The sequence below is a fragment of the Mesorhizobium sp. M5C.F.Ca.IN.020.32.2.1 genome, from assembly GCF_004023105.1.
GTDB classification, from domain to species: domain Bacteria; phylum Pseudomonadota; class Alphaproteobacteria; order Rhizobiales; family Rhizobiaceae; genus Mesorhizobium; species Mesorhizobium wenxiniae.
This window is the reverse complement of the sequence record NZ_RZSX01000331.1, coordinates 1-6,419: the sequence shown is the minus strand read 5'-3', so window position 1 is coordinate 6,419 and position 6,419 is coordinate 1. Positions and strand designations below refer to the sequence as shown.

The 6,419-nt window shown below is 61.0% G+C and carries 11 protein-coding genes; 3 read left to right on the top strand and 8 right to left on the bottom strand.

Going from position 1 to position 6,419, the window contains the following annotated elements:
* Positions 1 to 63: 63 nt before the first annotated feature.
* Entirely contained in the window at positions 64 to 510 is a 447-nt protein-coding gene (locus EOA86_RS17640) for a TIGR02588 family protein (RefSeq protein ID WP_245497304.1), read from the bottom strand.
* Positions 507 to 1,349 carry a TIGR02587 family membrane protein gene (locus EOA86_RS17635; RefSeq protein WP_164891800.1) on the bottom strand — a complete coding sequence of 281 codons (843 nt, stop codon included), beginning with the start codon at positions 1,347 to 1,349 and terminating at the stop codon, positions 507 to 509. Before EOA86_RS17635 ends, EOA86_RS17640 begins: the two co-directional genes overlap by 4 nt.
* Positions 1,350 to 1,548: 199 nt before the next feature.
* Here EOA86_RS17635 and EOA86_RS17630 point away from each other — a divergent pair, with 199 nt between their 5' ends.
* Positions 1,549 to 1,992: a PPC domain-containing DNA-binding protein gene (locus tag EOA86_RS17630; protein ID WP_128342819.1), complete on the top strand. Its 444-nt coding sequence runs from the start codon at positions 1,549 to 1,551 to the stop codon at positions 1,990 to 1,992.
* A gap of 32 nt (positions 1,993 to 2,024) precedes the next feature.
* Here the strand turns inward: EOA86_RS17630 and EOA86_RS17625 are convergent, their stop codons facing one another.
* From EOA86_RS17625 to EOA86_RS17610, 5 genes are read right to left on the bottom strand one after another with little or no spacing between them, the layout of a single operon-like run.
* Positions 2,025 to 3,308, bottom strand: a complete 1,284-nt coding sequence (locus EOA86_RS17625) for a DUF763 domain-containing protein (RefSeq protein WP_127211762.1) — start codon at positions 3,306 to 3,308, stop codon at positions 2,025 to 2,027.
* Positions 3,309 to 3,329: 21 nt separating this feature from the next.
* The gene (locus tag EOA86_RS17620) at positions 3,330 to 3,575 is read right to left on the bottom strand and encodes a hypothetical protein (RefSeq protein ID WP_127211763.1); all 246 of its coding nucleotides are present in this window, start codon (positions 3,573 to 3,575) and stop codon (positions 3,330 to 3,332) included.
* On the bottom strand, positions 3,575 to 3,727 hold the full coding sequence (locus EOA86_RS38670) for a hypothetical protein (RefSeq protein ID WP_164891799.1): 153 nt from the start codon (positions 3,725 to 3,727) through the stop codon (positions 3,575 to 3,577). Before EOA86_RS38670 ends, EOA86_RS17620 begins: the two co-directional genes overlap by 1 nt.
* 18 nt (positions 3,728 to 3,745) lie before the next feature.
* Complete coding sequence (locus tag EOA86_RS17615; RefSeq protein WP_065010373.1) at positions 3,746 to 4,183, bottom strand: GFA family protein; 438 nt, start codon at positions 4,181 to 4,183, stop codon at positions 3,746 to 3,748.
* A complete protein-coding gene (locus EOA86_RS17610; RefSeq protein WP_128342817.1) occupies positions 4,180 to 4,812 on the bottom strand; it encodes an alpha-ketoglutarate-dependent dioxygenase AlkB in 633 nt (210 codons plus the stop codon). The genes EOA86_RS17615 and EOA86_RS17610 overlap by 4 nt, the downstream gene beginning before the upstream one ends.
* Positions 4,813 to 4,954: 142 nt before the next feature.
* Between EOA86_RS17610 and EOA86_RS17605 the strand changes: the two genes are divergently transcribed.
* Entirely contained in the window at positions 4,955 to 5,170 is a 216-nt protein-coding gene (locus EOA86_RS17605; RefSeq protein ID WP_128342815.1) for a KTSC domain-containing protein, read from the top strand.
* A gap of 61 nt (positions 5,171 to 5,231) precedes the next feature.
* On the opposite strand, the gene EOA86_RS17600 is transcribed toward EOA86_RS17605, so the two are convergent.
* Positions 5,232 to 5,447 carry a hypothetical protein gene (locus EOA86_RS17600; protein WP_029356319.1) on the bottom strand — a complete coding sequence of 72 codons (216 nt, stop codon included), beginning with the start codon at positions 5,445 to 5,447 and terminating at the stop codon, positions 5,232 to 5,234.
* 176 nt (positions 5,448 to 5,623) lie between these two features.
* Between EOA86_RS17600 and EOA86_RS17595 the strand changes: the two genes are divergently transcribed.
* The coding region (locus tag EOA86_RS17595; RefSeq protein WP_128342813.1) for a Ku protein at positions 5,624 to 6,419 on the top strand (796 nt) is incomplete at its 3' end.

The following is a 6,419-nucleotide window of genomic DNA, read 5'->3' as shown; positions in this document are numbered from 1 at the left end:
CCGGTTGACCTCGTGATCGGGGCTGAGTTCCACAGCCATTTCATCCATGGCGTTTTCGACTGGTCAGGGTTCACTGTATCCACTAGCAAAGAGGCGCAGGTCATAGGCCTCGGGATCTCGACGAAAGATCAACGCGCCCTTCCGTTGGGATTCCTGTGGAACATAGTCGAGCGTAGCGCTGCTCTCCTCGACGACCTCATCGCCATTGCGGAGTTCACCTTTGATCTCGACAGCAGCAACTGATTTCCCCGCCCTGTTTGCGGCGGCGAACTCGACCACATAGCCGCCCTCGGTGACCCCGACCGCGAGCGGCAGCACAACGATCCGGGCGGTCCCATCGCGCGTGCTCAAGCCATCGGCGACAAGATAGCTGAGCACGGCAAGCAGGGCTACCGAGCTTATCCCCGCCACGACCCACTCCGTGACCGAAGTCCCGGGTTTGCGTGTCATTCCTTTGTTGTCGGACTGCTGCTTCTGTTGCTTGTCGCCTTTTGCGGGATTCTTTGTCACAGAATGAGCCTCGCAACCGCCGCCCCAAGCGCGCCAGGAAACGACAGAACCACGACTGCACTGAGTGTCTCCGAAAAGCCGGCGCCATCGGTCCTGCCGAAGGTCCACAGGATATAAAGGTTCACAAGCATCACCAGGACATAGCCGACGATTGCATAGCGAAAGAAGATGCTGACGAATCCAGCGCCTGGCTCGGGACTGTGCGAGCCGCGGAATTCGAACTCATAGACGAAGGCGTGCATGAGAGCGAGGGTGACCACCACCAGAGCGATTTCCTGCCAGGGGTGCATCTTGTAAGCGATGAGGACGACCTCCTCCGTTGGTGCGATGTTCACCGATAGAAACAGAGCTCCGACCACCATCAGGAACAGCTCTCCGGTGTAGCCGGGCTCGGGAATGTCCTCCTCCTCCAACAAACTCGGGCCAAGCTGAGCGCGTGCCAAAGATGCTCCTAGACTGCCTGGGACAACCTGCACCGCTATTTTGCCAATCACCTCCCGTAGCGGCATTTCGACGGTGACGATGCCGAAAATAAAAAACACCGCAGCAGCCGCCACAGCGGCCACAAGTATGGCCACAAAGGCATCGGCGATGCGGTCGCGAAGCGCCACCGTCTGGCGAAAGCCGCCGTACTTGTGCAGCAGCACCAGCATTGGCAAAGTGACAGCGAGGAACAGGGCGAGCCGCAGTGGGTGAAGGTGAAATCCCAGCGCCCAAGCTTCCATGGTCATCAGCACCGGGACGGCGAAGATCAACGCTCCGGCAAAAGCGCGCCCAAGACCAATCCAGAACTCACGCGGCGTTGGCACACGCCTGACGATGATTTCAGTTGGCGCCACGTCCGCTCCCTCAGAGATAGCCTGCGGGGAACAATGTTTCCTGCGCGATCTTGTTCCGGACCACTGCACCTTCGGTAGTCAGACGGCGCAGCGATGTTCAAGCCCAGACCAAACCTGTTGGGAACTCGCGAGCCAGCTTTCCGTTCGAACTCTCGATCGAAATACAACGCAAAGCCGACATGGTATCTGGAGTGAAATCATGAAATCGCAGCTCGTTGCCGAAAGCGCCGGACAAAGGACGTTCGTGGTGGTGCTTGACCCTGGCGAGGAAGCGTTCGCGGCGCTTACCTCTTTCGCGGTCGGGCAGAACATTGGCGGCGCCTCGCTGACCGCGCTCGGCGCCTTCGAAACGGCGACCGTCGGCTGGTTCGACGTTGGAGAAAAGACCTATCGGAAAATCCCGGTTCGGGAACAGTGCGAGGTGCTCAGCGCGATCGGCGATATTGCGATCGGCGACGACGGCAAGCCCAGCCTTCACGTCCACGCGGTGCTCGGGTTGCGCGATGGCAGCACGCGGGGCGGGCATCTGCTCGAAGGCATCGTTCGGCCAACTCTTGAAGTCACAGTGGTGGAAGCGCCTGGGCATCTGCGCCGCAGGAAGCGCCCGGAACTCGGCATCGCCTTGATCGATCTGGATACTTGAAACCGAACTCGGATCAGGCGATCCGGGCGGGCTTATCCTTTTTGTTTGATTTGTTTGACGTCCGCGGGCGCCTCGGGTGCCGCCTCCCAGCCGAACACACTGCGACCGCCGAGCAGATGCGACTGATCGAACTCTCCGGCAACGATTTCCTTCAGGCTGGGGCCTGTGGCATAGCGTTCGACCTGCCGTGACTGGTCGTCGAGCCGCTTCAAGGCACCGATTTCTTCGTCGCGGCCGAGCCTGGCCTTGTGAACCGCGGACTTCAGCACGCCGATCGTCTCGTCATAGACTTTCAGCGGCACGGGGAATGGATGTCTGTCCTTGCCGCCATGCGCCAGCGAGAAGCGTCCCGGATCGGAAAATCGGCATGGCGCGCCATGCAGAACCTCGGCAACCAGCGCCAGCGCCCGCACCGTGCGCGCACCGACGCCAGGGACCAGAAGAAGATCGGAAAAATCGGCGGGGCCACGCTCGGCAGCCGCCGCCATGTTCCCATGAAGGCGGCGCATGACGACATCGCTTTCGCGAACGTCGTGGTGCGCCGGCATGACCAGGTGTGGCAGCATCGGCTGCTGTTCAGGCGCCTGCTCTGGAGCCGGGGCCGTGTCACGTTCCAGCGCGGCGAATTCCCTCAAAATGCGTTCCGGTCCGAGGTCCTGCAGGAGCTCCAGCTGTCCCTTGCGCGAAGCGTCGGCGCGGCGGTCGGTCAGGTTGACGATTTCGCCCTGGTTGGCGCCTTCGATGGCGGCATGCGGCTGGTCGACGAAGCTCTTCAGGCCTTCGGACAGCCAGTGATAGCGGCGCGCCACCTTGCTGTCGCCGTTCATGCCCTGCTGCACCACGACCCAGTCGCCATCATTGGTAACGATAAAGCCATGCAGATAGAGGTCGAAGCCGTCCTGAACGGCGGCGCTGTCAACCTTGGCGACGAGCCGGCTGGCAGTTGCCAGGCCTGTTCCGTCGAAGCCGACGCGCTCGCCGATGACGGCAAGCTCGTGCGGTGTCTTGCGTGAATGCGCGCCGCGGCCGCCGCACACGTGAATACCAAGTTCACCGGAGAGCGGAGCCAACCCGCGTTTCAAGGCGCCGATGACGCTGGTCGTGATGCCGGATGAATGCCAGTCCATTCCCATAACGGCGCCAAACGACTGGAACCAGAAGGGATGCGCCAACCGGCGCAGCAGCTCCTCGCGACCGTAGTGGTGAATGATCGCCTCGCACATGACCGCGCCAAGGCGCGTCATCCGGTCGCCGAGCCATTTCGGCACGCGTCCGCCATGAAGTGGCAGGTCTGCGCTTCCCGATCGTTGTGCCAAATCTTGCTGCCTGTTGCCGAACTATGCCTTGCGCTCAACAGATAGGTATCGAAAGCGGCGTGAAGAAGCGATGATACCCGCTTCAAGCTGCCGATGCCCGTTCCGAATTCCATTGCCGGCCTTGGTGCCCGGCCGCTTGGCGATCACTGTAGCGGTTATCGCTTCGCTGAGGAGATCAAACTTCTCGACGTCACAATGCTCACCCGTCAATAGATCCGTCGGCCGCGGTGACTCGTCAGGTCGCCGCCCATTGATCTCGAACGACATCACGGGTCCGGGATCTGGGCGCCGCTCCGTTCCAACCAGGCGTGCTCGATAACCGGAGGCCCGATAATCGTCTCAAGGTCTTCATGGTCCGCCGCCTTCCAGGTGAGCGCCAACACAGCGTGGTGGTCGCGGGGTATCACCAGATCGACCATTGGCGGCGTTTTGCCGGGTTACCGATCGGCGGGATTTCCGACCGCCGGATCGCGCCGCCTTGAATATCTTCCCACACGTGGCAGATCGTCACGAAATTCCACCCACGGCAGCTTCATGTCCCAATAGGCATGAGCCTGCGGCGCAAAACGTTCGGGGTGGTCGAAGAAGCCGATCGTCACATAGAGTTCTTCGGGAAGCCCCTGGTCGAGATAGGCTATGGATGTCCCGCAATCGGCGCAGAAGGTGCGGAGCACGCCTCGGGTCCTCGAGAACGTCTTCGGCGTGCCGGTCAGCAATCTGAACTGGGCCGGTCGATAGCCGACCCAGACGGTCAGCGGGCTCCCTATGGCCTTGCGGCAATCGTCGTCGTGATCGGAGCAAATCCAGAACGGGTCGCCATGCAGCTCAGCCGTTATCGAACCGCAAAAACAGGAGCCGGTCTCGGTCCTGGTCATCGAACTATCGCTTCTGATCGAGGCGACCGTTGCGGGTGCAGAGTCCGCAGGGTGATGGAGTAGCGGTGCTCGGAAAGCGGCGGGATGCTGTGCTGCCATTCGGTGCGCGCCGGTCCCGTCATCAGGTAAGCCGACCTTGGCTCGAGGATGATGGTCTGGCGATCCCATCCAGCGCCGTTCTTCCGGCGGAGCCGAAAGCTGCATGGCGCAAGAAGAGAAACGCCGGCTACGGCATCGAAATGCGGCTTGTCGCGATGCCAGCCGATACCCGCCCCGGGCCGGTACTCGTTGATCAAGACCTGCGCGAAAGCATCGGCGGGCAGCCGCGCAAATGCCGCCACCTTGTCCCTGAGCGGCATCAGAAAAGCAGGGATAGGAGGCGCCTCGACGACTTTGCGTTGGTCAAAATCGTAGCGCAGGCCAAAACCGGCGACGCGCCGGTTTGCGAGATGGCCATGAAAGTCGAAAGGCTGGAAGGCGAGACTTTCGAGCTGCCGCGCCAGCTCGGCCTCTTCCTGCGCGGTGATCAGCTCCGGCTGGTAGTGAAATCCTTCCGGCAGATCGTTGGGCGCACGAAACAGGTCGCCTTGGCCAGCGAATTCCGGCTGCTTGGTTTTGAGCGATGGCATCAACCCTAATTGGTGAAGCCGGCCGGCGGCGGCAAGACCTTGGAGGCGTCGAGCCGGCCGGATCACCGCCTCCATATCTTGGGCGACACGGAACCTGGCTTGCCGGGCTGGGTTATTGCCCAGACGCGTCGAGTGTTTGGAAATGCCTTCAACTGCTATTCAAAGCATCAATTACGATCCGGCGACGAGGACCCTCTCCGTATGGTTCGTCCCAAGCGGAAATCGCTACGATTACGACGACGTGCCGCCGCAGACCTACGCTGCATTCCGCAAGGCCTCGTCAAAAGGTCGGTTCTTCAACGCGTTCATTCGAGACCGGTATAGCTACCATTTGGTCGCGCAGAGCCAGTCGGGGTGAGATCTTCTGCCCTTGTCGCGCGCAATGCATCCGGGAGGAATCCGGTCGGCCGGCCGATCCCTCATTGAGCCGGCGGCGTACCGGGTTGATCGCCGCCCGTCGTCGTCTTCGGCGTCGGGTCCTTGTCGACTTCGGGATTTTGATCGACGGTGTTGGTGTTGCTTTGTGTCGGTTCAGTGCTGCTGGTGCTGCCCTGTGTCGGTTCGGTCTCGTTGCTGCAACCCGCTAGAGCCAGCGCCGCCAAAAATGATAGGCTCGTCAACGACAGTCTCGTCATGGCCAACCGCTCCCTTCCTGCTCGACAACGGTGAGTACTGAATTTGGTTGCAGCGGAATTGCTTGTCTGCTGGCCTAGAACCCTTCTGATCGTCGCCGCGTAGGCGCCAAAGGAACAAATCTCCGCGCCGCCACGTTGCATTTCCAGTGCAACGCTTGTGACAGAGAGGCTAACGCTTGGCGCCGAGAGCAAATTGGAAGGGTTTTCTGAAAATTGGAGAACTCAGCTGCCCGGTGGCGCTCTATACGGCTGCCTCAACCTCTGAGCGGATCGCTTTCCACACAATAAACCGCGCCACGGGCCATAGGGTGCATCGCGCCTTCGTCGACAGCGATAGCGGGAAGCCGGTCGAGAAGGACGACCAGGTCAAAGGCTTTGAGATCGGCTCGGGTGAGTACGTCGTGCTCGAACCCGATGAGGTCGCAGCCGCTGTCCCCGAGAGCGACAAGACGCTGTCGGTCTCGGCCTTCATCGGCTGTTCCGATGTCGACGACGTGTACCTCGACAAGCCGTATTACCTCGCCCCGCCGGATAAACACGCGGAGGAAGCTTTTGGGCTGATCCGCGAGGGCATGCGCAGGAAGAAAGTCGCTGCCATCGCCCAGACCGTCCTGTTCCGGCGCATCCGGACCCTGCTCATCCGGGCCTATGACGAAGGCCTGGTCGCAACGACGCTGAACTTCGACTACGAGGTGCGCTCGGCGGAGGAGGCCTTCGACAACATTCCCGATATGAAGATCGAGGGCGAGATGCTCGAACTGGCCGAACACATCATCAAGACCAAGAAGGGCAAATTCGATCCGACCAAATTCGACGACCGATATGAGGCGGCGCTTGCCGAGCTGGTGAAAGCAAAGCTCGAAGGCAAGAAGATCGCCGTTCCGAAGCCGGCCAAGCGGGAGAAGGTCGTCGATCTTATGGATGCGCTGCGCCAGAGTGCCGGCGTTGGCGGCAAGCAGCCCTCGACAAGAA